This is a genomic window from Stenotrophomonas sp. WHRI 8082 (assembly GCF_040223995.2).
Lineage (GTDB): Bacteria > Pseudomonadota > Gammaproteobacteria > Xanthomonadales > Xanthomonadaceae > Stenotrophomonas.
Genome location: NZ_CP167826.1, coordinates 1485657 through 1510996 on the forward strand (window position 1 = coordinate 1485657; position 25340 = coordinate 1510996).

Below are 25340 nucleotides of genomic sequence, written 5' to 3' on the forward strand. Positions count from 1 at the left end.
CTCGCCTGCTGCGGGTCGCATCACGGCGATGCATTCCCGTCGTTCCGTCGTCAGTGCCGGCAACACGCGATGGGCTGCGCGCCGGTCGGGGTAAGGCACCCGCGCGTCAGTACGCGGCGGGGTTGCTGCTGAAGATCACCGGGACGTTGATCGTGGCCTGCCCGCCATCGATCAGATCGACACCGACGCTGATGCTGTTGCCGCCCACTGCCCCGCCACTGGCCACGGCGCAGGCGCTGCCCGCACTGGCGCTGCAGGTCCAGGCGGCGCTCAAGGTCGCTCCGTTGGGCAGGGTGTCGTTGACCACCGCAGCGGTCACTGCGTCGGGGCCGCCGTTGGTCACCACCAGGGTGTACGTCGCGGTGCCACCAGGCGTGTACGTGCCACTGCCGTCGGTCTTGGTGATCGATAGATCCGCTCGGCGCGTGCGGTTGACGATGCGGCATACCAGCGCGACGGGCACGGCGCTCACGGCCGGCGCCTGCAGGGTGAAGCTGTTGCCGGTGCCGGAGCTGACGACCGTGCCGTCCTGGTTGGCGCACTGCCACGTGCTGGCATAGCGCTCCAGGGTGGTGCCCGCCGCTGCGGTTTCCGCCATTGCGTAGGTGCCGCCCGGCACGGTCACCACGGCAGCGGTGGCCCCGTTGTTACCGACGTTGTTCGCCGTGCCTACCGTGCCGCCGTTGTAGGTGATGGCCAGGTCGAAGCGGCCGGTGTCACTGGTGGGCTGCAGTTCCTTCACCAACTGCAGCGTGGCCGCGCAAGCCTGCGTCACCCCTTCCACGGTGAACACGGCCTGGCCGATGCGGATACCGAGCAGGCCCAGCAGGTTGTCGACCAGTCCACCCAGCAGGGTCGTCAACACCGGCGTCACCAGCGTGTTCACCGCCGTGCGGATCGGCTGCAGCAGGGTGCTGACCAGCGTGTTGACCAGGTCGTTGATCGGCAACGGCAACGGCAGCGCACCCAGTAATGTCACCACCGGGATGCCGCTGGTGACCTGGATGTTGAGCGAGTTGACCAGGGTGGACACCATCGTTGCCGCGCTGACGGTACCGGCGGCGAGCGTGCGCGTCTGTGGGTAGGGGCCGGTGAAACTCGCCGCCTGCAGGCCGGGCGTGGCCGTGGCGAAGCCGCGGATGCTGACGGCCAGCGGCACCGATACATCGGCGACGGGAATGTTGAGCAGCGTGGTGATGCGCACGGTGACATTGAGTGAGGTAAGCGTCGCTGGCGTCAGCGCGCTTTCGGTCAGCACGGTCGACCGGTTGAAGAACGTGGCATCGCTGATCTGTCCGACGTACAGGTTCACCAGTCCCGGGCGCGCCTGCAGGGTCACCGCATTGGCCACCAGGTTGACCGCTGAGATGCTGCCCTCGGCGCGGGCGATGTCCGCGTATACCTGCAGGTGCAGCACGCTGGCACTGATGTTGGCGTTGGATACTTTGACCAGGCCCAGCACGTTGAGGTTGTTGAGCAGCCCCGTCAGCGCCGCCGTGTTCAGACCCTGCGCCAGGTCGAGGTCCAGCTTCACCCGGATCGCCGCACTGTGGAACGCGCTGCCCAGTGGCCCGCAGGTATAGACCGGGCGCTCCACCACCTGCAGCCACAGGCGCACGTTGGCCAGGCCGGTGAGCCCCAGCGCCGCGGTGTTCACCGTGATCGGCGTCGGCGTGGTCAACACGTTGCGGAAGTTGTACAGCTGCACGCTGCCGGTGAGCAGGTCGAGCACGTTGAGCCTGACCGTGGTCAGCGAACCGGTGGGGAGTGCGATCTCCAGCAGATCCCCCAGCCGGATCGTGCCGGTGGCACCGGCTACGCCGAGTGGCAACGCGTTGAGGATATTGGCGGCCAGCGCCTGATTGTCGGCCTGCAGCACGGCCACCATCGCGGCGCGCAACGTACCGAGGCTGATCGCGGTGTTCAGCACCTGGCTGGGGTCGCTGACGACCACGCCGCCATTGAGCTGGGTGATCAGCGCATTGAGGTTGATGTTGGCACCGGCCAGGCTGTTCCAGTCGGCGGCAGTCAGGTTGAGGGTGGTGCCCGGCAGCAGCGCGCCGAACAGCAGGTTGAGGATCGGGCTCTGGGTGGAATCCACCGATGCCAACCGCGGGCCGGCGCTGACGCAGGCACCGGCGGTACAGGCCGTGGTCGCTTGGGCATGGGCGCGGCCCAGGCAACCCAGCACCATCAACACCGTCAGCAACACCAGCGCGTGCCAGCGTAATGACGGTAGTTTCACGGCCTTCACATTAACCATTCCCTTGCCCCCCGCATTGCTTCAGGCAGTACCTGATCGCGGCGGCGGAATTACTCCGTCACCTGAACTGATTCACTGCTGTCCGGTTTTTCCCCGGGATTACGTTTAGGCCCGGTTCGGAGTGATTAATGCGGGACGCGGCGAAACCGTCAAATGGGAGGATGTGAAAGTAGAGGGCAGTAACGCTGACCTGCAGTCCAAGGGAAGGTCGGCACGGTTGCTACATAAGCGCCCGACAGCGTTTCTGTACCGCCGAAAAAAGAATCACTTCCCGGTAAGCTGTGCTTACCACGACATGGAGAGGTGGGAATGAAGGAGATGTGCGACAGGATCCGGCGCTCACGACTTACTGCCGGCTTATCCCAATCACAGCTGGCGCAGGAAACCGGCGTCCGCCGGAGCGCCGTTGCGCAGTGGGAACGTGAGGGCGGAACGTGCCCAAGTGTGACCCATTTGGCACAAATTGCAATTGTGACGCAGGTCCATTTTGAGTGGTTGGCAACGGGGCGAGGACCGGGTAGACCACAGGATGGAAACGATCTGCCGATACCGGAGATAACATCCGCCGAGCGCGTTCCTCACGAGGCCGAGATTCTCTGCCTGTTGCGGAAAATGACGCCGCGAAAACGTAAAGTGGCGCGCGCGATAATCGAAATGCTGGAGGACTGATCGACCGCGTGACGACTCACGGTCATCACTCACCTTCATCCGCCAACGGCTGCACTCATCACGCTGGCCGGTGGCAGCGACCAGTCGATCGGCGCCTGCCCCCGGCGCTGCAGATAGTCGTTGGCGGCGGAAAAATGCCCGCAGCCGATGAAGCCGCGGTGCGCCGACAGCGGCGAGGGATGCGGGGCTTTCAGGACGCGGTGACGGGCGGTGTCGATGACCTTGCCCTTCTGCTGCGCATAGGCGCCCCAGAGCATGAACACCAGACCGTCGCGCTCCCGGTTCAAGGTCTCCACCACATGGTCGGTAAAACCTTCCCAGCCGCGCTTCTGATGCGCACCGGCACTGCCCTCTTCCACCGTCAACACCGCATTGAGCAGCAGCACGCCCTGACGGGCCCACGGCAGCAGGCAGCCATGGTCCGGCCGCGGCAGTTCCAGGTCGCGCTCGATCTCCTTGTAGATGTTGAGCAGCGAGGGCGGCACCGGCACGCCGGGCTGCACCGAGAAGCTCAGGCCATGCGCCTGGCCACGGCCGTGGTACGGGTCCTGGCCGAGGATCACCACCTTGGTCGCATCGAAGGGCGTGGCGTCGAAGGCGGCAAAGATCTGCGGGCCCGGCGGAAAGACCGCGGCGCCTGCCGCCTTGCGCTGGCGCAGGAAGGCGGACAGTTCGCGCATCTGCGGCTGCAGCAACCAATCGCCCACGTGCGCTTTCCAGCTCGCTTCCAGCTGGATGGAGGGGAGTACGACGTCGTTCATTACATTACCGATCGGGGGTTCAGTCGGGACAGCCGCAACTGGAACAATACCTTCGTCACCAGCAGGCGTTCTTCGATGGGCTTAAGCACCAGGTCGTTCGCACCGGCCTGCAGCAGGACGGTCTGGTTGAGGGGATTGCCATCCCCGGTCATCACCAGCACCGGCAGCCGGCGCTTGCTGTAACCGAAATCCACGCGCACGCGCTCCACCAGGTCGCGGCCACTGAGCTCGCCCTTCAAGGTGACATCCGTCAGCACCAGATCGATCCGGTGCTGGTTGCGGCCGAGGGATTCGGCGGTCAGCAGGGTGACCGCTTCTTCGGCGGTCATCACGTGCAGCACGTTGAGCTGCTGCCTTTCCAGCATGCGCTTGGTGGCCTCGGCCACGACCCGGCTGTCTTCCACGTACAACAGCGTGGCGCCGGGAATGATCGCCGGTTGCACATAGCCGCGGATGAAGGCGGCCAGCGCCTCGTGGCCCAGCGACTTGTCGAAATAATCGGTGATGTAGTCAGTGAAACGGCGCTGCTCCAGGTGTACCTGTGCTTCGCCGGATACCACGATCACCGGCACGTACGCCTGGCCGGCGGATTCGCGCACCATCTTCGCCAGCGCCAGGCCATCGCCATCGGGCAGCGACAAGGACGTGGTGACCAGATTGACCGGTCCCTCCAGCAGGGCCCGGCGGGCGTCTTCGATGCCGGCACAGCCCACCACCTGCACGCCGGGCAGGTCGCGCTGCAGCACGTCACCGATCAGCTTGCGGACCAGCCGCGATCCGTCGACCACCATGACCCGGGTGGCATCGTCGTGCAGGTGTTTGAGGGCGTGCTTGAGCATGCCGGTCTCAGGTTTCAGTGGGGCGCGTCTGGCGCAGGAAATGTCCGGTGACCAGCCATGCCCCCAGCCAGCCGACCAGCACGATGGCCAGCAGCACCACCGAGGAATGCAGCAGGTCCAGCCCCTTCAGCGCGAACGGACTGGCATAACTCTGCGACAGCTGGGACAGCGGGCCGGACAGTGCTGCGCCGGCACCGGCGATCAGGCCCAGCGCGACCAGACCCGCCCCCAACCCGTACCAGGCCCCCAGATACAGGAAGGGGCGGCGGATGAAGCCATCGCTGGCGCCGAGCAGCTGCAGCACGCCGATCTCCTCGCGCCGCGCCTGGATGTCCAACCGCACCGTGTTGCCGACCACCAGCACCGCACCAAGTCCGAGCACCAGGGACAACACCTGCACCAGCCGCGCGCCGAAGGCCAGCCAGGCATCCAGGCGCGTGCGCCAGAGCGCGTCATGCTGCACCAGGTCGGCCTGCGGCAGCGTCCCCAACGCACGCGCCAGGCGGGCATCGTCCGTCGCCGCTGCCGGCGTCACCACCAGCAGGCTGGGCAAGGGATTGGACTGCAGCGCATCGATCGCTTCGCCGAGCCCGGCGTTCTCGCGCAGTTCTTCCAGCCCCTCGTCAGGGGTACGCAACTGCACCGCCTGCACGTCATCGCGGGCACGCAGTTCCGTGGCCAGCGCCTCGGCCGTCGCACCGTCCAGCTCGGCCTTCAGGAACAGATTGATGTCGCGCGATTGCTGCACACTGCCGGTGAAGTGCTTGAGGTTGTCCAGGGCGATGGACAGGCCGAGCGGCAGGGCCAGCGCCAGCGCCATCACCATTACGGTGAGCAGCGTCGACCACGGCTTGCGGAAGGCGCGGCCCAGGCTGAAGACGATGCTGTGCATGTGGTGCTGCCACCAGATGCCGACGCGCGAGGGAGCGGCCGCCGGCGCATTTGCCTTGCGCTCGGTCGAGGGGGATGTATCGGTGCTCATTCGGCCAGGTCCTGCGGCGAGATGTCGTCGACCAGCCTGCCGTGGTCCAGGATCAGCACACGCTTGCGCATACGCCGCAGCAGGGCCAGGTCATGGCTGACCACCAGCACGCTGGTGCCCCGCGAGGGCAGCTCGGCGAACAGCGCCATGATCTCTGCCGCCAGCGTCGGGTCCAGGTTGCCGGTGGGCTCGTCGGCCACCAACAGGCGCGGCTCACCGACGATGGCACGGGCGATGCCCACGCGCTGCTGCTCGCCTGCCGACAGCTGCGACGGCAGGGCTTTTTCGCGATGGCCCAGGCCCATCCGCTCCAGCACCGAGCGCACGCGCTTGCCGATGTCGGCACGGCGCGTGCCGCGCAGGATCAGCGGCAGGGCGACATTCTCGGAAATGCTGCGGTCCATCAGCAGCCGGTGGTCCTGGTAGACCGCGCCGACCTCACGACGGTGCCGGGGCACGTCGCCACCGCGCACCTTCAGCAGGTTGCGCTCATTGAACACCACCGCGCCACGGCTGGGCCGTTCGTCCAAGTGGATCAACTTCAACAGGGTGCTCTTGCCGGCACCGGAATGGCCGGTGACGAACACCATCTCGCCCGGCGCCACGTCGAAGCTGACATCCGTCAGCGCCTCGTGCCCACCGGCGTACTGTTTGCTTACATTGTCAAAACGCAGGACGCTCATCCCCTGATTATGCAGGACAGGCGCCACGGCGTGGAGACATCGCGTCAGGGCCTGTGCCCGCGGCGGGGCAGACCGGAGAGACCGCTGCCCCCTGAGCCTGGGGCAGCGCCGCAGGCCCGGGGGTGTAGGTGCTGTTGAAACACGGCCCGCGATTCGCCCAGCGGACCGCGAGCGCGACAGCGCGAACGCGATGCCGCTTAGGTGCCCGCCAGCATGCGGCGGATCTTGCGGCCGATGCGGGTAAGGAACGAGTCGCTGGGATCGACGCCACGGACCGGCTTGGCCATCACCTGCACCGGCGATACCGGCGTGGTCGACGTACCGCTCTCGGTGCCGGTCTCGGCGCCTTCGACCGGACGGCCGTTGCGACGACGACGACGCTTGCGCGGCTTGCGCTCGCCATCGGCCAGGGCAGGATCCTGCGCGGCATCTTCGGCCTGCGGCGGGCGCGGGGCCTGCAGGCTGTCCAGCGCAGCCGGCGCAACGGCGCCTTCCACAGCACTGGCGGCGACGGCGGTTTCTGAACCGGCCACGACCTCACCTTCCACCCGCGGCTTGCGCGGCGGACGCGGACGGCGCTCACCGCTGCGTTCGCCAGTGCGTTCGCCACGACCCGCCGACGGCTTGCCGCCACGGCCGCCACCACGACGCTCCTCTTCGGCAGCACGTGCTTCGCGTGCTTCACGGAAGATCTGGCTGACGCTCTCGTTCTCGTCGCCTTCTTCGCCCGGCGCAGCCGGTGCGCGTTCCGGACGCGGCAGCGAGGTCAGCAGTTCGGCGGTCACTGCTTCAACCGGGATCTTCTGATCAATGTAGGCCTCGATATCCGGCAGGCCCATCGCATAGCGTTCGCAGGCGAAGCTGATCGCATCGCCTTCCTCGCCCAGGCGGGCGGTGCGGCCGATACGATGCACGTAATCTTCGGCGTCGAACGGCAGGTCGTAGTTGTAGACGTACTTGATGCCGTCGATGTGCAGGCCACGGGCAGCCACGTCGGTGACCACCAGGATCTCCAGCTGGCCCTTCTGGAAGCGGTTGAGCAGGCTCTCGCGCTTCTTCTGCGGCACGTCGCCGGACAGCACGCCGACACGGTAGCCGGCACGTTCCAGCGAACGCGCCACGCGCTCGACGAACACCTTGGTGTTGACGAACACCATCGTGCGCGCGCCTTCGCTGCGTGACAGCAGGCCCAGCAGCAGCGGGATCTTCTCTTCGTCGGCCGGGAAGTACATGCGCTGGCGCACGCGTGCGGCGGTGATGGATTCGCTCTCCACCACCATCTTCTGCGGCTCGTTCATGTGGTCATACGCCAGCTCCAGCACGCGATGGCTGAGCGTGGCGCTGAACAGCAGGGTCTGCCGCGTAGTGCGCTCGGGCATGCGGCGCAGCAGGAAGCGGATGTCCTTGATGAAGCCGAGATCGAACATGCGATCGGCTTCGTCCAGCACGCAGATCTCGCAGGCATGCAGCGACACCACTTTGTGCTGCTTGACGTAGTCGATCAGGCGGCCCGGGGTGGCGATGATCACGTCCACGCCCTGCTGCAGCAGTTCACGCTGCTTGTCGTAGTCCACCCCGCCATAGACCAGCGCGAAGCGCAGGCCCAGGTCCGAACCCAGCTTCACCGCGTCCTTGTGGATCTGGATGGCAAGCTCGCGGGTCGGTGCGAGGATCAGCGCGCGCGGGTCTTCCGGCTTGCGGTCAGCCAGCGCCGGGCGGGTAAGCAGGCGATTCACCACGGCCACCAGGAAGGCCAGCGTCTTGCCGGTGCCGGTCTGTGCCTGGCCTGCGACATCGCCACCGGCGAGTGCGACCGGCAGCGTCAGCGCCTGGATCGGGGTGCAGCGGGTGAATCCGGCTCCTTCAAGACCGGCGTGCAACGCCGGATGCAGATCGAAGGAGGAAAAGGTCAAATCGGTCAGCGGTTTGTCGCTCATGTGTCCGTCTTGGTCTGGCCGCCACCTGCAATCGGGCGGCTCGGCATCATCTGGGGGCTCCGTCGCAAACTGCGGCCCCTGCGGCGGGTCGGCGGGCGCTGGACCTGTCGGGTCCCTTGCCGCTCAACGGTGAAGTTTAGCGTACTCGAGGCGCCAAACCGGGCCCAAGCGTCTCATAGCTATTAGAGACGACTCGTTTCGCCGTCTTCATCTGCCGCTCCACGGCCTGAATCGAGCCCCTTCTGCCTCTTGTGGCACTTGGCTCGCGCCCCTAGGTGATAGGTAGTGACAGTGGAATCTGGCACATTTCCCGGATGCCTTCGATCACGATACGCTGGGTTCCAGCCGGCCTCTGTCCCCTCGCGCGGATAGGCGTAAACTGCCGGCCGTGAGCGTCCAGGCATCCGCCCAACGCACCGTGGGCACGCTCCACGAGGCAACGACACGGATCACGCCACACTGGCGTGGCCCAGTTCACCCACCTCCGGCCACCGCCGGGTGCATCACCAGACGAGAGACCAAGATGAGCGACAAGGTTGTACACGTCAGCACCGCTGACTTCGAAAGCACTGTGTTGGGTTCCAAGGAACCGGTGCTGGTCGATTTCTGGGCCGAATGGTGTGGCCCGTGCAAGATGATCGCCCCCGCCCTCGATGAGCTGGCCGATGCCTTCCAGGGACGCGCGAAGATCGTCAAGGTCAATGTCGACCAGGAACGCGATCTGGCCGTGAAGTATCACGTGCGCTCGATTCCGTACCTGGTCGTTTTCAAGGATGGCGAAAAGGTAGCGGAGCAGATCGGTGCGGTGGGCAAGGCCCAGCTGGCCGGCCTGCTGGACAAGGCCCTCGCCTGACCCTGCAGGTACTGGCAGCCGGTGACCCCGGCTGCCGCAGGGCCTGCTCTGCATGAACGTCTGACACAAGCGGCCCTTGCAAGCCGCTGCACGCCGGTGATAGTGTCGGCACATCCGGCCCGCGTTCGCGTGCCGCACCCTCTGGACGCAGTTCACTCCAGACCCCTTTCCCTTCGTTCGCCGCCCCAGCCGGGCGCTCGCACCTTCAAGCGAGGAATAACGCTCTTGTCCGATACCACTTCCGAAACCGGCAGCGCTGATGCGCCCGCCGAAAAGCGTGTGCGCAAGCCCCGCGTCAGCAAGGCCGTTGCACCGTCCGGTGCCGAGACCAGCGCACCGGCGGCCCATCAGCCGGCGTTGCCGTTGACGCAGGCACCGCAACCGTCGTCGGCACCCGCCGCGGCTACGCCTCCCTCTTCTCCTGCAGCGCCGAGCGCGCCGGCTTCCGAATCGTCCGCTTCCAGCGGCGGTGACGGTGGCGAAGGCCGCGAATCCGGCCAGCCGCGCCAGCAGAACAACGCCGGTGGCCAGAACCAGGGCCCTTACCAGGGCAACAACGCGCAGGGCAACAACGCTCAGGGCAACCAGCAGGGCCAGGGCAACCGCCGCGATCGCTTCCGCAATCGCCGTGACCGTCCTGCCCGTGGTGGCCGCGACGATGGCCTGCCGCAGGACAACAACGAACAGCAGCAGCCGTTCGTGCGTACCCAGCAGCCCAACGTGCCGGAGGGTTTCCCGGTCTATTCGCTGAGCGATCTCAAGCGCATGCCGGCGCAGAAGCTGCTGGAAATCGCCGAGCAGCTGCAGATTTCCGAAGGCGTGGCCCGTGCCCGCAAGCAGGACGTGATCTTCGCCCTGCTGAAGGTGCTGACCCGCCATGGCGACGGCGTCGCGGCTGACGGCGTGCTGGAAATCCTGCCGGACGGCTTCGGCTTCCTGCGCGCTGCAGAAGCCAGCTACCTGGCCGGTCCGGACGATACCTATATCTCGCCCAGCCAGATCCGCCGCTTCAACCTGCGCACCGGCGACCACCTGTCTGGTCGCATCCGCTTCCCGAAGGATGGCGAGCGCTACTTCGCGCTGTCCATCGTGGACACCATCAACGGTGAGCCGCTGGAAGCGTCCAAGAACAAGGTGCTGTTCGAGAACCTGACCGCCCTGTTCCCGCGCAAGCGCTTCACCCTGGAACGCGGCAACGGCTCGTCCGAAGACATCACCGGCCGCATCCTCGATCTGATGGCACCGCAGGGCAAGGGTCAGCGTTCGCTGATCGTGTCCCAGCCCAAGGCCGGCAAGACGATGATGATGCAGCAGGTGGCCACGGCCATCACCACCAATCATCCTGACGTGCACCTGATCGTGCTGCTGATCGATGAGCGTCCGGAAGAAGTGACCGAAATGCAGCGCACTGTGCGCGGCGAGGTCATCAGCTCGACGTTCGATGAGCCGGCCGCGCGCCACGTGCAGGTTGCGGAAATGGTGATCGAGCGGGCCAAGCGCCTGGTCGAGCACAAGAAGGACGTGGTGATCCTGCTCGACTCGATCACCCGTCTGGCCCGTGCCTACAACAACGTGGTGCCGAGCTCGGGCAAGGTGCTGACCGGTGGTGTGGATGCCAACGCGCTGCACCGTCCGAAGCGCTTCTTCGGTGCGGCCCGCAACGTGGAAGAAGGCGGCAGCCTGACCATCATCGCCACCGCGCTGGTCGACACCGGCAGCAAGATGGACGAGGTGATCTACGAAGAGTTCAAGGGCACCGGCAACAGCGAAGTGCACCTGAGCCGCCGTATCTCCGAAAAGCGTGTGTTCCCGGCGATCGACATCAACCGCTCGGGCACCCGTCGCGAAGACCTGTTGATCGAGCCGGAACTGCTGCAGAAGATCTGGATCCTGCGCAAGCTGCTGCATCCGATGGATGAAATGGCCGCGATGGAGTTCCTGCTCGACAAGATGAAGAACACCAAGTCCAACGACGAGTTCTTCGGTTCCATGAAGCGCTGATTTTCCGGCGCTGATGGAAGTACGACGAGGCCCCGCACTGCGGGGCCTTTGTCGTTTACGGGGTGCGAACATCCGCCAGGGGCTCTCTCCACCAGACGGGCCACTGTTATCGGTAGCGCCGACCCATGGTCGGCGAGCCCAGCGGCGCCGGGATCCGCAGGCACCGGCAACAGGCATCCACCGGCCGTCCGTGCTGCGCCGCACCGTGGCAATATCAGGCCGACGTAGCACCATCGCCGGGCGCGCCTCGCGCGCCGCTGCCCCACGAAGGAAGGTCTGCACCATGGCTGGACGAATCGAGGATGTCGCCGCGGCGGCCGGGGTGTCGATCAAGACCGTGTCGCGGGTGCTCAACAACGAGCCCAATGTGCGCCAGCAGACCCAGCAGCGCGTGCGCGATGCCGTGGCGAAGCTCGGTTACAAGCCCAACCCGTCGGCGCGCAGCCTGGCCGGCCAGCGTTCGTATGCGTTGGCACTGGCCTACAACAATCCATCACGCAACTACCTGATGGAAATACAGAGCGGCATGCTCGATGCGTGCCACGGCAACCACTACAACCTGCTGCTGGGTCCGGTGGGCATCGGGCAGCACGCGCTGCCTGACCTGCGTGCCCTGTTTGAGAACTCACGGCCGGATGGCGTGGTGCTGATCCCGCCCCTCACCGATGATCCGGTGGTGCTGGCTTACCTCCACACGCACGGCATTCCGTTTGCCAGCATTGCCCCGCGCGACCCGTCGACGGGTATCGGCGTGCGCATGGATGAAACCACGGCGGTGGTCGAGCTGATGCGGCACCTCCTTGCGCTTGGCCATCGGCGCATCGGGCATATCAAGGGACCTCGCACCCACGGTGCCTGCCAGTGGCGCCATGCCGGCTACCGCGCGGCCTTGCGCGAGGCGGGGATCGCCTACGACCCGTCGCTGGTGGTGAGCGGGCAGTTTTCTTTCGAGTCCGGCCTCCCCGCCGCGCATCGGCTGCTGGACCTCGCCGACCCGCCCACGGCCATTTTCGCGGCCAACGATGACATGGCGGCCGCGGTGTACCGCGTCGCCGGCGGCCGCGGCCTGCGCATACCGCACGACCTGTCCGTCTGCGGCTTTGATGACACGCCGCTCGCCAGCCACATCTTCCCGGCGCTGACCACCGTGCGGCAGCCGACCGCTGACATGGGCCGGCTGGCCAGCCAACAGTTGATCGACCGCATCCGCGCCCCTGCCGCCGGCGCCATGATCACCCTGGAGCACACCGTGCTGGTGCGCGAGTCGACCGCCGCACCGGGGCGGCGCGCCGGCGCGTAGCGCCGAGCCACGCTCGGCGGGATCCTGCCGCTCACGGCCCGCTGTGCTCGCCGACCATGGGTCGGCGCTACCTATCTCGGACTCTCGGCGGAATCCTGCCGCTCACGGCCCGCTGCGCTCGCCGACCATGGGTCGGCGCTACCTACCTCGGACGGAATCATCCGCGGCCCGTTGCACATGCTCTGGTAGCGCCGAGCCACGCTCGGCGGGATCCTGCCGCTCACGGCCCGCTGCGCTCGCCGACCATGGGTCGGCGCTGCCTATCTCGGACGCTCGGCGGGATCCGGCCGCCTACGGCCCGCTGCGCTCGCCGACCGTGGGTCGGCGCTACCGACTCTGCGTCTTCCACGGCGCGCCAGGCTTGCTTGGCCGGGTGGTGAAGCGCTTGCGGGCGAATTGTCGAGCGCTGTCAGTCGGCGGTGATTTATCTGCGCAGAACTGTTGCGCAACGCAACACGCCGCTGAGCAGGGCACGCGCGCCTCCACCGATCCGTCCTGTGCGCGTGGACACAGGCAGGACAACACTTTGCCGTATGTGGCCTACCATCGTCATGCCATTCAGCTGGCAGCAGGCCGCGCTGCCTGCGGGGGCGGTCCATGTCAGTTTGTTGACAACGCTGTCAACGCAACCCCAAATCGCTCCCGTCAAGCAGTTGCCGCGTTTCAGCCGAACTTAAACCCGCTGTTTCCGCACTCCCTGGGGAGGGATCGCAATGAGGATGTACAAGGCCGTACCCCGCAAGACGATGCTCGCTTCCGCTCTGATGCTTGCCGTGGCTGCGCCCGGCTGGGCACAGGCACCCGTTGATCGCCCGTCCGCCACTACGCCGTCGCCGGATGTGGATCCTTCCACGTTGGACACCGTGCAGGTCACCGGTATCCGCGGCAGTCTGACGTCGTCGATGAACCTCAAACGCGACAGTCAGGGCGTGGTGGATGGCATCGTCGCCGAGGACATCGGCAAGTTCCCCGATACCAACCTCGCCGAGTCACTGCAGCGCATCAGCGGCGTCTCGATCGACCGCACCTCCAGCGGCGAAGGCTCCAAGGTCACCGTGCGCGGCATCGGCCCGGACTACAACCTGGTGCTGCTCAACGGTCGTCAGATGCCGGCCTCCAACCTGGGCAACGGCGGCGGTGGACTGTCCGGTTCGCGCTCGTTCGATTTCGCCAACATCGCCTCCGAGTCGATCTCGGCGGTGGAGGTCTACAAGACCACCCGCGCTGACAACCCGACCGGTGGCATCGGTGCCACGATCAACATCAAGACGCTGCGCCCGCTCGAAGCCGCACCGGTGGTCAGCCTGGGCATGAAGGCGGTGCACGACACCTCCAATGACAACGTGCCACGTACGCTGCAGGGATCCAACGTCACCGGTGAACTGTCCGGCATCTTCAGCCAGGTCTACGCCGATGGACGCTTCGGCGTGGCGCTGAGTGCCAGCCATCAGGAACGTGATTCGGGCTTCAACCAGGCCACCGTGGCGGAAGGCTGGGCAACACTGCGCGGCGACGATACCAGCGACTGGCGCGCACTGCCGCAGCCGGGCACCGGCTATTCGGACCGCATCACCAACCGTCCCGGTGCGGAGGACATCTACGGCCGCCCGCAGAACACCGCGTACAACGTCAACGCCGTGCAGCGCCAGCGCACCAACGGCCAGGCCACGCTGCAGTGGAAGCCGCTGGACAACGTCACCACCACGCTGGACTACACCTATGTCGAGAACAAGGTGCAGCAGCAGCGCAGCGAACTGTCGGTGTGGTTCAACTACGGCCCGGGTGACAGCACCTGGACCGATGGTCCGATCGCCGCACCCATCGTGTACAGCGAGGACGTGGTCAACGGAGACGTGGCCATGGGCGGCATGAAGCTGGCCACGAAAAACAGCATGGAATCGCTGGGGTTCAACGTCGAGTGGGAAGTCAACGACGCGCTCGACATGTCGTTCGATTACCACCGTGCCAGCGCCGAATCGCAGCCGGATGGCCCCTATGGATCGGCCGGCGTGCTCGGCGTGGCGGCCTATGTGCGCGGCACGACCACCGTGGATTACAGCGGCGACCTGCCGATCATCAACATCGCACTGCCGCCGGGCGGTGTGCAGGCCGCCGATGCGCTGGTCACCGGCTCGGTGTTCCAGAACAGTTACAACAAGTCCGAAGTGGAGCAGTTGCAGGCCAAGGGCGTGTTCCGTTTCGCCGACTACTCGGCGCTCGATTTCGGCGTGGGCCACACCCAGGTGGACAACCGGTCCGCAGCGGCGATCCAGCAGCGTGACAGCTGGGGCGGCGTCGGCACGCCGGCCGACTACGATGACAGCATCTGGTACGCCGATGACATGGGCAAATACTTCAAGGCGTTCTCCGGCCATGACGATCCGCGCCTGACGGGCCAGTTCCTTGTGTTCGATTTCGATCGCCTGCGTGACCGTGCGGCGCAGGTGGCCAACGGCGCCGAGCCCGCGTGCCCGACGTGCTATCTCGCCCCGACCGAGTACTCCGAAGACATCCGTACCAGCGAAAAATCCAAGAGCGCCTACCTGCAGTACCGCACCACCTTTGACTGGAACATGCCACTGCACATCGCAGCCGGCGTGCGCTATGAACAGACCGAAGTGGAATCGTTGGCGCTGGTCCGGGTGCCCACCTCGATCAGCTGGAACTCACTCAATGAGTTCAACATCACCTATGCCGACGACGGCGCGTTCATCGGCGGCCAGGGCAAGTACGATTACGTGCTGCCCAACGTCGACCTCAAGCTGGACATCAACGAGTCGCTGGCGCTGCGCGGCAGCTACAGCCGCAGCCTGGGCCGTCCGGGCTGGACGCAGATCGAAAGCGGGCAGCGCCTGGACAACATCGTGCGCACGCAGGGGGGCACCGGTTCGCGCGGCAACCCGGCGCTGGAGCCGCTGCTGTCGGACAACTTCGACCTTTCGCTGGAGTGGTACTACGGCGACGCCAGCTACGCCTCGGTCGGGTTCTTCCGCAAGAACATCAAGAACTTCATCAGCAACACCATCGCCCGCGAAGATGCCGGCAGCCTGCACACGCCGGTCGGCGGGGCGTACTGGAACGAAGCGCTGGCGTCGGGCTGCGTCACCACCGACACGGTGTGCATCCGTAATTACATCTTCACCAACCACGCCGGTGACCCGGGCGTTGTGTCTACCGGCGTCAACTCGGCCGGCCAGCAGACCGGCAGCATCGTCGGCCAGCCGGGTGACCCGATCGCAGGGTTCGACATCACCCTGCCGGCCAACCAGCGCTCGGATCATCTGCAAGGCTGGGAGGTGGCGGTGCAGCACCTGTTCGGCGAGTCCGGCTTCGGCGTGGCGGCGAACTACACCAAGGTGAAATCCGGGCTGACGTTCGACAACCTGAGCCTGGGCGATCAGTATCCGATGGTCGGCCTGAGCGATTCGGCCAATGCGGTACTGTTCTATGACAAGCACGCGTGGCAGATCCGCGCGGCCTACAACTGGCGCGACAAGTTCCTCAACGGCATCGGTGGCCAAGGGCCGAACCCGAACTACACCGAAGCCTATGGCCAGCTCGATCTGAACATCAGCTACGCGGTGACCGAGCAGCTGACGCTGAGCGTGGAAGCGATCAACCTGACCGACGAAACGATGCGCACCTACGCCCGCCACAGCAACATGCTGCGCTATGCCACCCAGACCGGCCCTCGCTACATGTTCGGCGTGCGCTACAAGTTCTGAGCGGCGATGAACCTGCCCCCGCCCCGCCCCATCGAAGAAGTCCCGCTCACGGATCCTGCGGCACTGCCTGCCGCACTACTGAGCTGGACCACACCGAAGGTGGTGCGGGGGCTTGCCGGCGCGTGGCCGCTGGTCCAGGCGGGGCAGCGCTCCGACGCGGCGGCGGCGGACTACCTCAAGCGCTTCGACCACGGCGGCATGCCGGTCACCGCCACCACCGCGGCGCCCAGCGCGAAGGGCCGGGTGTTCTACAACGAAGACCTGAGTGGCTTCAATTTCCGCCGCGAACAGGTGCCGCTGCGCGTGGTACTGGACACCCTGCTCAAGTACCGCAGCGATCCGGACGCACCGACCATCTATGTGGCATCCACTACGCTGGATACCTACCTGCCCGGACTGCGGGAGGAGAATCCACTGGCGCTGGGACAGGCCGATGCACTGGCCAGCATCTGGATCGGTAACCGCTCGCGGATCGCGGCGCACTACGACGCACCGGATAACCTGGCCTGCGTGGCCGCCGGGCGTCGACGCGTCACCCTGTTCCCACCGGAGCAGGTAGGTAACCTCTACGTGGGTCCGCTCGACTTCACCCCGGCCGGTCAGGCGATCAGCCTGGTCGACTTCGCCGCACCGGACCTGCAGCGTTTTCCGCGATTTGCCGAGGCGATGGCGCATGCGCAGGTGGCTGAGCTGGAGCCTGGCGATGCGGTGTTCATTCCCTCGCTGTGGTGGCACCACATGGAAGGGCTGGCCCCCTTCAACGTGCTGGTGAACTACTGGTGGCGCCCGGTGCCGGCATGGGCCGATTCGCCGATGAACGCCATGATGCTGTCCCTGCTGGCGATACGCGAACTGCCGGCAACCCAGCGCGCAGCGTGGAAGGCGATGTTCGATCACTACGTGTTCGAGGCCGGCGACCACACCGCCGCCCACATCCCGGCACCCGTACGGGGGGTGCTGGGGGCGTTGGATGAAACATCGGCCGCCACCCTGCGCACCACCCTGCGGCAGCGGCTGGACCGCTGACGCGGTGCCCTGTGCGGCGGACCATCGCCGCCCGCAGTGCGCCCACCTGTAGCGCCGAGCCATGCTCGGCGGAATGTGTCCGGCACCGCCACGCCTGACACAGGCCGCGCTGCGCGCTCGCCGAGCATGGCTCGGCGCTACCCCCATCGCCTTGTCGCTTTCGGCGATAATGGCACCGCCATCCCCATCGAACCGTGCGCAGCCTGATGCGTGCGGGCGTTGTCCCTCGCTGTCGCTCAACCCGTTCCCATCGGTTGGCCCAGCATCAGACAGGCCCGACCTGCCCGAATGCGCATCATCTCAAAACGCCTGAACCTGGGCTCGCTCATTCTTGCTCTGGCCCTGCTCAGCGCAGTGGTCGCGCTGGCCAATACCTTGATGGCCAGCTACCGCGTGCAGCGTGACCAGCTGATCAGCAATACCTTGGAAGCCAACCGGGTATACGCCAACAAACTGGCCGAGACCACGCAGAATTTCATCCTCTCCTCGCAGCAGCAGCTGGCGTATACGGCCATGCTGCTCGGCCGGGCCGACATGGAGGCCCACCGTGCACAGGATGAGGCCAGTCGCCTGCAGCTGCAGACCAACAGCTTCAACTCGGTACTGATCGTCAACGAAACCGGACTGGTGCTGGCAACCTCACCGCAGACGCTGCACCTGAAGGGCGACACCCTGCACAGCGTGGGCAACCAGATAGCCCTGGAGCGGCGCCAGCCGATGGTCAGTGATCCTTACGACTCCACTACCGGAAAGCTGCTGGTGGCGATGTCGCATCCGGTGTTCGATGCGCGGGGCACGTACAAAGGCTATGTCAGCGGCACGATCTACCTGCGCCAGGGCAGCATCCTGCAGAGCCTGCTGGGCACTCATTACTACCGTGACGGCTCCTACCTCTACGTGGTCGACCGTACCGGCCGCCTGCTGTATCACATCGACCCCGAACGCGTCGGCACTTACGCCCCCGGCAATCCGGTCATCGAAGCGGTATCGCGCGGGCAACGCGGTGCGGCGCAGATCCGCAACAGCCGGGGCGTGTCGATGCTGGCCGGCTATGCGCCGGTACCCGCCACCGGTTGGGGCGTGGTCGCGCAGCGTCCAACGGCAGCGACGTTGCAGCCGCTGTCACAGCTGATGTCGGCAGTGATCTGGCGCGCCATCCCGCTGGGAGTACTTTCGCTGCTGGTGACCTGGTGGTTCGCGCGGCGCATCTCGCTGCCCCTGTGGCAACTGGCGCGCAACGTGCAGGAAGGCGATACGCGCCTTGCCATCAGCGACGTCGGCAGCATCCGCGCGTGGTACTTCGAAGTGGCTCAGTTGAAGCAGGCCGTGCTGTACAGCATCAATACCCTGCAGGACCGCATCGGCACCCTGAACCGCGCAAGCCGGACCGATCCATTGACGGGCCTGTTGAACCGTCGCGGACTACAGCAGTCGCTGGAAAGCTGGAAGGTGCAAGGGCAGTCATTCGCGATCCTTGCCCTCGACATCGATCGGTTCAAGGCCATCAACGACAAGCACGGGCATGCCGTCGGCGACCAGGTCATCGGCCACATCGCCGAACAGATGCGACGCTACTCACGCGATGGCGACGTGCTGTGCCGCAACGGCGGCGAAGAGTTCCTGATGCTGCTGCCCACGACCGACGCCGAGCACGCCCTGGCGATCGCCGAGCGGCTGCGCCAGCAGATCGCTGCGACCGCGGTGGACCCCGTCGGCCACGTCAGCGTGTCGGTCGGCGTCGCGCATTACCCGACCTTTGACGCTGATGCCGAGCAGGCCCTGCGCATGGCCGACAAGGCGCTGTACATGGCCAAGGAACAGGGTCGCAACCGCAGCGTGGTCTACCCGTACCGCTGACCTCTGGTAGCGCCGAGCCGTGCTCGGCGAGCGACATGCGCGGCCTGCATCGATCAGCGTGTTGCCTCGACGGCAAGCCGCCGAGCGTGGTGCGAGGACGTCCTGATCCGGCAACCTCATCGCCTGCTAGGCAAGTTCTCTGATGCGTTCCCGCTCGGTATCACGGGAGACGCCCGAGGGACTGAGCGCCGAGCCAGTTCGCCATGCCGCGGATACTTGATAGGCATCGCGAATCAGCTGCGCATACTGGTCAAGAGAGAGCTGAGGAGCCACAGCAGCCCTTTCTCCGGCGGGACGTATGATGTCGGCGCCAACGCGTGATCGTGGCCGCGCGGGCTGCGCCATGTCCGGCATCAAGCCATTGCCGATCCTTCTTATCTGTGGCCCGCGGTCGAGAACGAAGGGGGCACCAGGCAGAATGGGTTGAGGGTACTGCGCAGTGATTGAAGCAGGGGAGCCGATGCGGCACATATCGCAAAGCCCAGCAGGGAATCCAGACGCACACGATACTGGCGCAGCATCAACCTGGCCTTCAGTTTTGCGCCAGACCGTCAGCCCCTGATTGGTTCAGACCAGCCGGTACTTACGCGAATAAGCCTGCAGGCAACGAATGCTGACGGCCAGCGGCCGTCACTACCCGAACCGTGCTCAGCCCAGCGGGGTCAACAGCCGGGGGCCTTTGTCCTCCCCACCCACCTTGTACACGCCACCGGCGATAAGCGTATCGGTCGCATCCTTCTCACCTTCGCCTTCGGACAGCCACGGTGCCCGCGACTTCGGACCCGGTATGAAGGCCTGCCACTGACCGTAACGCGCGGACGATCCCTCGATGGAATATTGCACCGGAACGCGCACGGTCCAGTGATCCTCCTCTACGTCGCTACCCGTGGTCGGTGGGCGGAACGTCCACTTGCGCGCCGCCAGCAGGGCATTGCGTTCCATCAGCGCGCGCAGGCTCTTCAACTGTCGCTCCGATCCCACCACGTGCATGTTCACCTGCTCTGCCACCACATCGGCGACCGTGCCATCGCGTGCCACACGCAGCAGCAGATTCACCACGCCGGCGCCCCGCGCATCGAAAAGCGCCTGCGGATAGGCCGGCGGGTTCATGCGCAGAAACGTCACCGTGTCAGTCGCCTTCGGGTCGTACTCTTCGAAGCTGGCGCTTTTCAGCACCACATTCATGCTCTGCTCGTCGGCACGCTCTGCCGCCAGGCGCAGGCTGACCGGGCTCTTGGCGCGAACCGCTTTGCCATCGCGCAGCACCGGCTCGAAACGCCACTGAGCGACCGTGCGTTTGACCAGATCCCTTATGTCCGCATCGACCTTGTCTTCATGGTCCAGCGTGAAGCCATCTACCGAGCCGTCGGTCGCGATGCCGACGGTGCCGGTGAGGACCATGCTGCCTTCGATCTGCGCGCGCGCCGCGCGGGCGGATTGCGCCGGCGCCGTGTCGGGTACCAGCATCCCGCCGGTGCCGAGGGCCAAGGCTATTCCAAGCAAAAGATTCGTACGCATCCTGACTGCTCCGTGTCGATGAGCGCCAAGCCTAGCAATCTCCACCGGCTCATGCCAGCCGGTGCGCGCGCGCGTAGGGGGGCGTGTCGGGCAGCACACCGTCAGCAAACTGCTGCTGCAGGTCACGCCACCACGCCGGATCGAACAGGTGCCCGTAGTGCTCGCGCACCGCGGTCAACTCCAGGGCCGGCAGCCCCATGAAGGGCCCGAAACGCTGTGGAAACACATCCCGCGGTCCCACATGAAACCACGGCTCGTCGGACATCGCGTCTTCCTCGTTGCGCGGCGTCGGCCAATCGCGGAAAACGCAGTCGCTCACCAGGCACAGTTCGTCATAGTCGTAGAACACGGCACGACCGTGCCGTGATACGCCGAAGTTCTTCGGCAGCATGTCGCCGGGGAAGATATTGTTGCGCGCCATGTCGGTGATCGCCTGGGCATAGTCCAGCGCCGCCGCCCGGACACCGGTCGGCCCCTGTTCGCGCAGGTACAGGTTCAGCGGACGGAATCGCCGCTGCACGTAGCACAGCGCGATCTCCACCGTTTCATCATTCACCTGCACGCTCAATGCGCACTGTTCGCGCAGCTCCTTCAGCAGTGCCGGGGCGAAGCGCCTCGTCGGAAAGCGCAGGTGCCGATACGGCTGTGCGTCCAGCAGCCGCCCTACCCGGTCCAGGTTGAACACGAGTGCATATTTGTCTTCCACCTGCTGCCGCGACATGGCCTTCGGCCAGGCGAACCGGTCGCGGATCAGTTTGAACACCAATGGATAACTGGGCAGGGTGAACACGGCCATGACCATGCCAGGCGTGCCCTCGGCGTGTACCAGCTGCTCGTTGGCCTGCTCGTGGAAATGACGGAAGAAGGTGCGGTAGCGCTCGGTCTTGCCCTGCTTGGCGCGTCCCAGCACCGTGTAGATCTCATCGATGGGCTTGCCAGGCAGCAGGCTGCGCAGGAACACCACCGCATCGCCCACAGTGGAGAGGTTGGCGTGGAAGTAGCTGCGCGATACCCCGAACAGATGGGCCACGTCGGCACGCCGGGTCAGTACGGCGTCTGCGCGCAGGCCTTGGCCATCGTTCACCAGCGCGATGATGCACGGGGAGAAACGGTGCTCGCCGAAGACGCGGCCAACCAGATAGGCACGTCGTTCGCGGTAGAACACGGTATCCAGCAGTTCGATCCCGCGCACGGGATGCGTCCCCCAATGTGCCAGGTCGTCCTGCAGCCTTATCGATACAGCAGCAGCGCAGCGTAGCTGGTGGACATACGGCACACCGAAACGATAGTCGCCCAGCACGCGCATCAAGGCATCGGCCGGGCGATGTGCCGACACGGCATAGACGTGCCGCGCGACCGGATGGGTGATCGCATCGGAAGGTTCGACGTCGAGCGCGAGGAACTCCACCTGCCCGTCCACGCCACGTGTTGCGAACAGCCGGCGTGCGAGGGTGTTGTAGAAGGTTTTATACAGCTCGGCGTCGATCAGGGTGCTCAGCAACGACGTATATCGCGCGTGCACCTGCAGCCACAGCGCGCGCTCGCCGATGGCGTCGCCTGCCAGCAGACGCAGGGTCTCCATGCATGAGGCAATGCAGCGGTCATACAGCCCGATGCGCTCGACCGCGTCCTGCCGCGCGGCGTCCCACTGCCGCTGTTCGAAACGTCCTTTCGCGCGCGCCGTGATCGCAGCGAAGCCTGCGTGGTAGTCCTCGAAGCCATCACGGATGGCCGATGCCATGCGCTGGGCCAGCTCGGCGTCGATGTCGATCGGGGACATGGCAGGCTCGGTACCGGAGACGTGCCCACCTTACCCGGTCGCCGCTACCGGTGCCCGGATGCAGAAAGGCCCGCGCACTGCGCGGGCCTTTCCTTGCTACAACCGGTGGACGATCAGCCCTGCAGCTGTTCCAGTGCGGTGTTCAGCGTGGCACTGGGGCGCATGGCGGCGGCAACCTTCGCCAGGTCCGGGCGGTAGTAACCGCCGATGTCCACGGCCTTGCCCTGCACCGCGGCCAGCTCCTCGACGATCGTTGCCTCGTTCTCGGTGAGTGCCTTGGCCAGCGGAGCAAACTTCGCTTTCAGCGAGGCATCTTCATCCTGCGCGGCCAGTGCCTGCGCCCAGTACAGGGTGAGGTAGAAGTGGCTGCCACGGTTGTCGATGCCACCCAGCTTGCGCGACGGCGACTTGTCGTTGTCCAGGAACTGGCCGTTGGCTTCGTCCAGCGCCTTGGCCAGCACGCGTGCCGCTGCGTTGTCGTAGCGGTTGCCGAGGTGTTCCAGCGAAGCGGCAAGCGCCAGGAACTCACCCAGCGAATCCCAGCGCAGGTAATCCTCTTCGACGAACTGCTGCACGTGCTTGGGGGCCGAACCACCGGCACCGGTCTCGAACAGGCCGCCGCCGGCCATCAGCGGGACGATGGACAGCATCTTCGCGCTGGTGCCCAGCTCCATGATCGGGAACAGATCGGTGAGGTAATCGCGCAGCACGTTGCCGGTCACCGAAATGGTGTCCTCGCCCTTGCGGATGCGGTCCAGCGAGAACGCCGTCGCTTCCACCGGCGTCAGGATGCGGATGTCCAGGCCCGTGGTGTCGTGGTCCTTGAGGTACGTCTCCACCTTGGCGATGACCTGGGCGTCGTGCGCGCGCGACGCGTCCAGCCAGAACACGGCGGGCGTGCCGCTCAGGCGCGCGCGCTCCACGGCCAGCTTCACCCAATCCTGGATCGGCGCGTCCTTGGTCTGGCACATGCGCCAGATGTCACCGGTCTGCACCGGGTGCTCGAACACCACCTTGCCGGCTTCGTCGGTGACCTTGACCACGCCGTCGGCGGCGATCTGGAAGGTCTTGTCATGCGAACCGTACTCTTCGGCCTTCTGTGCCATCAGGCCCACGTTCGGCACCGAGCCCATCTTCGCCGGATCGAACGCACCGTGGGTACGGCAGTCATCGATCACCGCCTGGTAGACGCCCGCATAGCAGCGGTCCGGAATGACGGCCTTGGTGTCCTGCAGCTTGCCCTCGGCATTCCACATCTTGCCGGAGTCGCGGATCATCGCCGGCATCGACGCATCGACGATGACATCGCTCGGCACGTGCAGGTTGGTGATGCCCTTGTCCGAGTTGACCATTGCCACGGCGGGGCGATGCGCGTACTCGGCTTTCAGATCGGCCTCGATGGCGGCGCGGGTGGCTTCCAGCAGCGACGGCAGACGTGCAGCCAGGTCACCAATACCATTGTTGGCATCGAAGCCCGCCTGCTTCAGCACGTCGCCATGCTTGGCCAGCACGTCCTTGTAGAACTCGTTGACCGCCACGCCGAACATGATCGGGTCGGAGACCTTCATCATGGTCGCCTTGAGGTGCAGCGAGAACAACACGCCCTGTGCCTTGGCGTCTTCGATCTGCTCACCGATGAAGGCGGCCAGCGCCTTGCGGCTCATCACCGCTGCGTCGACGATCTCACCGGCCTTCACCGCCGTCTTTTCCTTCAGCACGGTCTCGCTACCATCGGCAGCATGCAGGGTGATCTTCAGGCTGCCTGCGTCAGCCAGGGTGGCCGACTGCTCGCTGCCGTAGAAATCGCCCGACTCCATGTGCGCGACGTGCGACTTGGACTCGCTCGACCACGCGCCCATGCGGTGCGGATGCTTGCGCGCATAGTTCTTTACCGACAGCGGGGCGCGGCGGTCCGAGTTGCCTTCGCGCAGCACTGGATTGACCGCGCTGCCCTTGACCTTGTCGTAGCGCGCCTTGATCTCGCGCTGCGCATCGTCAGCCGGGCTTTCCGGGTAATCCGGCAATGCAAAGCCCTGCTGCTGCAGCTCGCTGATGGCCGCCTTCAGCTGAGGCACCGAAGCGGAGATGTTCGGCAGCTTGATGATGTTCGCTTCCGGCGTGGTGGCCAGCTTGCCCAGTTCGGCCAGGTCGTCGTTGACCTTCTGGTCGTCTTTCAGCCGCTCCGGGAACAGCGACAGGATGCGGCCGGACAGCGAAATGTCGCGCGTTTCCACCGCGATACCGGCGGTGGCGGTGAATGCACTGACGACCGGCAACAGCGACTGGGTCGCCAGGAACGGGGCTTCATCGGTCAGCGTATAGAGGATCTTGGGCGTATTCGACATGGGGGATCAGGACTCTTTGCGGATCTCAGGGGAAGGCCGGCGCCAGCGCCGGACCACGTGCAACCGTGTCGTGCACAGGGCGGACGCGCCCTGCACTTCCCCCGCCTCTGCTGCGAACAACGCGGGGCGGGGTAACCCCTGCATTGTCTCCATTTCCGCCGTGCGGAGCAAAGCTGCACCATACGCGCAGGTACTGCAGCGACCTGGTCGGCACATAAAAAAAGACGCAGCCTCGCGGCTGCGTCCATCGTGAGTCCACTACCGGGAGAGAGTCGGTAATGCGTGGACTTACTTGACCTCGAACTCCTGCGGGGTACCTGCCGCCTTGCCGTCCACCATGACTTCCGCACGGTACTTGCCGGCCGGCCAACCATTGGCATTCTTGAAGCTGATGTTGGTGGTCTCGGCGCCGCTGGTGTTCAGCGTTGCGCTCTGCTCACCGGCCACCTGGCCATCCTGGAAGGTCAGCTTGGCGCCCACGTTGGCATTGTTCGCGGTTCCGTCGGTACGAACCGAGACGATGATCTCGTCTTTGGGTGCGAACATCGCTGCAGTCGCAACGGATTTATCCGCCGCAGCCGTCTTGCCAACAGTTACCGAAGCAACATTCACCGAAGCCGCTTCGGCCATCGGCGGCGGTGCGCCGGTCATCGGGGCCGGTGCGGTAGCGGGTGCGGTTTCCGCCGCCGGGGTGGCCGTGGTATCGACTGCAGGCTCGTTCTTCTTGCAGCCAACCAGGGCCACGCTGCCAAGCAGTGCGACAAGCAGGCCATTACGAAGCGTGTGGTTACAGGTCATAGG

General features: G+C 65.6%; 17 protein-coding genes. 7 read left to right on the top strand and 10 right to left on the bottom strand.

Annotation, left to right across the window (positions count from 1 at the left end; genetic code table 11):
- Positions 1–106: 106 nt before the first annotated feature.
- Positions 107–2245 (bottom strand): hypothetical protein, encoded by a 2139-nt coding sequence (locus ABRP17_RS06565; protein ID WP_349985459.1) that lies wholly within the window; start codon positions 2243–2245, stop codon positions 107–109.
- Between the two features lie 336 nt (positions 2246–2581).
- Between ABRP17_RS06565 and ABRP17_RS06570 the strand changes: the two genes are divergently transcribed.
- Complete coding sequence (locus ABRP17_RS06570; protein WP_372486972.1) at positions 2582–2932, top strand: helix-turn-helix domain-containing protein; 351 nt, start codon at positions 2582–2584, stop codon at positions 2930–2932.
- A 35-nt stretch (positions 2933–2967) separates the two neighbouring features.
- On the opposite strand, the gene ung is transcribed toward ABRP17_RS06570, so the two are convergent.
- The 5 genes from ung to rhlB form a co-directional block, all read right to left on the bottom strand.
- Positions 2968–3693 carry a uracil-DNA glycosylase gene (gene ung, locus ABRP17_RS06575; RefSeq protein WP_349985457.1) on the bottom strand — a complete coding sequence of 242 codons (726 nt, stop codon included), beginning with the start codon at positions 3691–3693 and terminating at the stop codon, positions 2968–2970.
- A complete protein-coding gene (locus ABRP17_RS06580; RefSeq protein ID WP_192082053.1) occupies positions 3693–4532 on the bottom strand; it encodes a response regulator in 840 nt (279 codons plus the stop codon). The genes ung and ABRP17_RS06580 overlap by 1 nt, the downstream gene beginning before the upstream one ends.
- Positions 4533–4539: 7 nt before the next feature.
- Positions 4540–5514 carry a permease-like cell division protein FtsX gene (gene ftsX, locus ABRP17_RS06585; protein WP_188325220.1) on the bottom strand — a complete coding sequence of 325 codons (975 nt, stop codon included), beginning with the start codon at positions 5512–5514 and terminating at the stop codon, positions 4540–4542.
- Positions 5511–6197 carry a cell division ATP-binding protein FtsE gene (ftsE, locus tag ABRP17_RS06590; protein ID WP_188325221.1) on the bottom strand — a complete coding sequence of 229 codons (687 nt, stop codon included), beginning with the start codon at positions 6195–6197 and terminating at the stop codon, positions 5511–5513. The genes ftsX and ftsE overlap by 4 nt, the downstream gene beginning before the upstream one ends.
- Positions 6198–6394: 197 nt before the next feature.
- The gene (rhlB, locus tag ABRP17_RS06595; protein ID WP_349985456.1) at positions 6395–8134 is read right to left on the bottom strand and encodes an ATP-dependent RNA helicase RhlB; all 1740 of its coding nucleotides are present in this window, start codon (positions 8132–8134) and stop codon (positions 6395–6397) included.
- A 523-nt stretch (positions 8135–8657) separates the two neighbouring features.
- Here rhlB and trxA point away from each other — a divergent pair.
- The 6 genes from trxA to ABRP17_RS06625 all read left to right on the top strand — a co-directional run bounded on the left by trxA (position 8658) and on the right by ABRP17_RS06625 (position 18896).
- Complete coding sequence (gene trxA / locus ABRP17_RS06600) at positions 8658–8987, top strand: thioredoxin (RefSeq protein WP_188325223.1); 330 nt, start codon at positions 8658–8660, stop codon at positions 8985–8987.
- A 225-nt stretch (positions 8988–9212) separates the two neighbouring features.
- Positions 9213–10988 (top strand): transcription termination factor Rho, encoded by a 1776-nt coding sequence (rho, locus tag ABRP17_RS06605; RefSeq protein ID WP_349985455.1) that lies wholly within the window; start codon positions 9213–9215, stop codon positions 10986–10988.
- Between the two features lie 283 nt (positions 10989–11271).
- The gene (locus ABRP17_RS06610; protein ID WP_349985454.1) at positions 11272–12288 is read left to right on the top strand and encodes a LacI family DNA-binding transcriptional regulator; all 1017 of its coding nucleotides are present in this window, start codon (positions 11272–11274) and stop codon (positions 12286–12288) included.
- Between the two features lie 713 nt (positions 12289–13001).
- Positions 13002–16013, top strand: a complete 3012-nt coding sequence (locus tag ABRP17_RS06615) for a TonB-dependent receptor (RefSeq protein ID WP_188325226.1) — start codon at positions 13002–13004, stop codon at positions 16011–16013.
- A 6-nt stretch (positions 16014–16019) separates the two neighbouring features.
- A complete protein-coding gene (locus ABRP17_RS06620; RefSeq protein WP_349985453.1) occupies positions 16020–17039 on the top strand; it encodes a cupin-like domain-containing protein in 1020 nt (339 codons plus the stop codon).
- A gap of 288 nt (positions 17040–17327) precedes the next feature.
- On the top strand, positions 17328–18896 hold the full coding sequence (locus tag ABRP17_RS06625; RefSeq protein WP_349985452.1) for a sensor domain-containing diguanylate cyclase: 1569 nt from the start codon (positions 17328–17330) through the stop codon (positions 18894–18896).
- A 648-nt stretch (positions 18897–19544) separates the two neighbouring features.
- Here the strand turns inward: ABRP17_RS06625 and ABRP17_RS06630 are convergent.
- The 4 genes from ABRP17_RS06630 to ABRP17_RS06645 form a co-directional block, all read right to left on the bottom strand.
- Positions 19545–20414, bottom strand: coding sequence for an energy transducer TonB (locus ABRP17_RS06630; protein ID WP_349985451.1), 870 nt, complete (start codon positions 20412–20414; stop codon positions 19545–19547).
- A 49-nt stretch (positions 20415–20463) separates the two neighbouring features.
- The gene (gene aceK, locus ABRP17_RS06635) at positions 20464–22194 is read right to left on the bottom strand and encodes a bifunctional isocitrate dehydrogenase kinase/phosphatase (protein ID WP_349985450.1); all 1731 of its coding nucleotides are present in this window, start codon (positions 22192–22194) and stop codon (positions 20464–20466) included.
- A 113-nt stretch (positions 22195–22307) separates the two neighbouring features.
- Entirely contained in the window at positions 22308–24539 is a 2232-nt protein-coding gene (locus ABRP17_RS06640) for an NADP-dependent isocitrate dehydrogenase (protein ID WP_349985449.1), read from the bottom strand.
- Positions 24540–24827: 288 nt separating this feature from the next.
- Positions 24828–25337 (bottom strand): hypothetical protein, encoded by a 510-nt coding sequence (locus tag ABRP17_RS06645; RefSeq protein ID WP_349985448.1) that lies wholly within the window; start codon positions 25335–25337, stop codon positions 24828–24830.
- Positions 25338–25340 lie beyond the last annotated feature (3 nt).

Excerpts from the sequence above, each read along its gene's own strand:
- ABRP17_RS06570 (WP_372486972.1), top strand. The coding sequence starts at position 2,582 with ATGTGCGACAGGATCCGGCGCTCACGACTTACTGCCGGCTTATCCCAA.
- ung (WP_349985457.1), bottom strand. The coding sequence starts at position 3,693 with ATGAACGACGTCGTACTCCCCTCCATCCAGCTGGAAGCGAGCTGGAAA.
- ABRP17_RS06580 (WP_192082053.1), bottom strand. The coding sequence starts at position 4,532 with ATGCTCAAGCACGCCCTCAAACACCTGCACGACGATGCCACCCGGGTC.
- ftsX (WP_188325220.1), bottom strand. The coding sequence starts at position 5,514 with ATGAGCACCGATACATCCCCCTCGACCGAGCGCAAGGCAAATGCGCCG.
- ftsE (WP_188325221.1), bottom strand. The coding sequence starts at position 6,197 with ATGAGCGTCCTGCGTTTTGACAATGTAAGCAAACAGTACGCCGGTGGG.
- rhlB (WP_349985456.1), bottom strand. The coding sequence starts at position 8,134 with ATGAGCGACAAACCGCTGACCGATTTGACCTTTTCCTCCTTCGATCTG.
- trxA (WP_188325223.1), top strand. The coding sequence starts at position 8,658 with ATGAGCGACAAGGTTGTACACGTCAGCACCGCTGACTTCGAAAGCACT.
- ABRP17_RS06610 (WP_349985454.1), top strand. The coding sequence starts at position 11,272 with ATGGCTGGACGAATCGAGGATGTCGCCGCGGCGGCCGGGGTGTCGATC.
- ABRP17_RS06615 (WP_188325226.1), top strand. The coding sequence starts at position 13,002 with ATGAGGATGTACAAGGCCGTACCCCGCAAGACGATGCTCGCTTCCGCT.
- ABRP17_RS06620 (WP_349985453.1), top strand. The coding sequence starts at position 16,020 with ATGAACCTGCCCCCGCCCCGCCCCATCGAAGAAGTCCCGCTCACGGAT.
- ABRP17_RS06625 (WP_349985452.1), top strand. The coding sequence starts at position 17,328 with ATGCGCATCATCTCAAAACGCCTGAACCTGGGCTCGCTCATTCTTGCT.
- ABRP17_RS06630 (WP_349985451.1), bottom strand. The coding sequence starts at position 20,414 with ATGCGTACGAATCTTTTGCTTGGAATAGCCTTGGCCCTCGGCACCGGC.
- aceK (WP_349985450.1), bottom strand. The coding sequence starts at position 22,194 with ATGTCCCCGATCGACATCGACGCCGAGCTGGCCCAGCGCATGGCATCG.
- ABRP17_RS06640 (WP_349985449.1), bottom strand. The coding sequence starts at position 24,539 with ATGTCGAATACGCCCAAGATCCTCTATACGCTGACCGATGAAGCCCCG.
- ABRP17_RS06645 (WP_349985448.1), bottom strand. The coding sequence starts at position 25,337 with ATGACCTGTAACCACACGCTTCGTAATGGCCTGCTTGTCGCACTGCTT.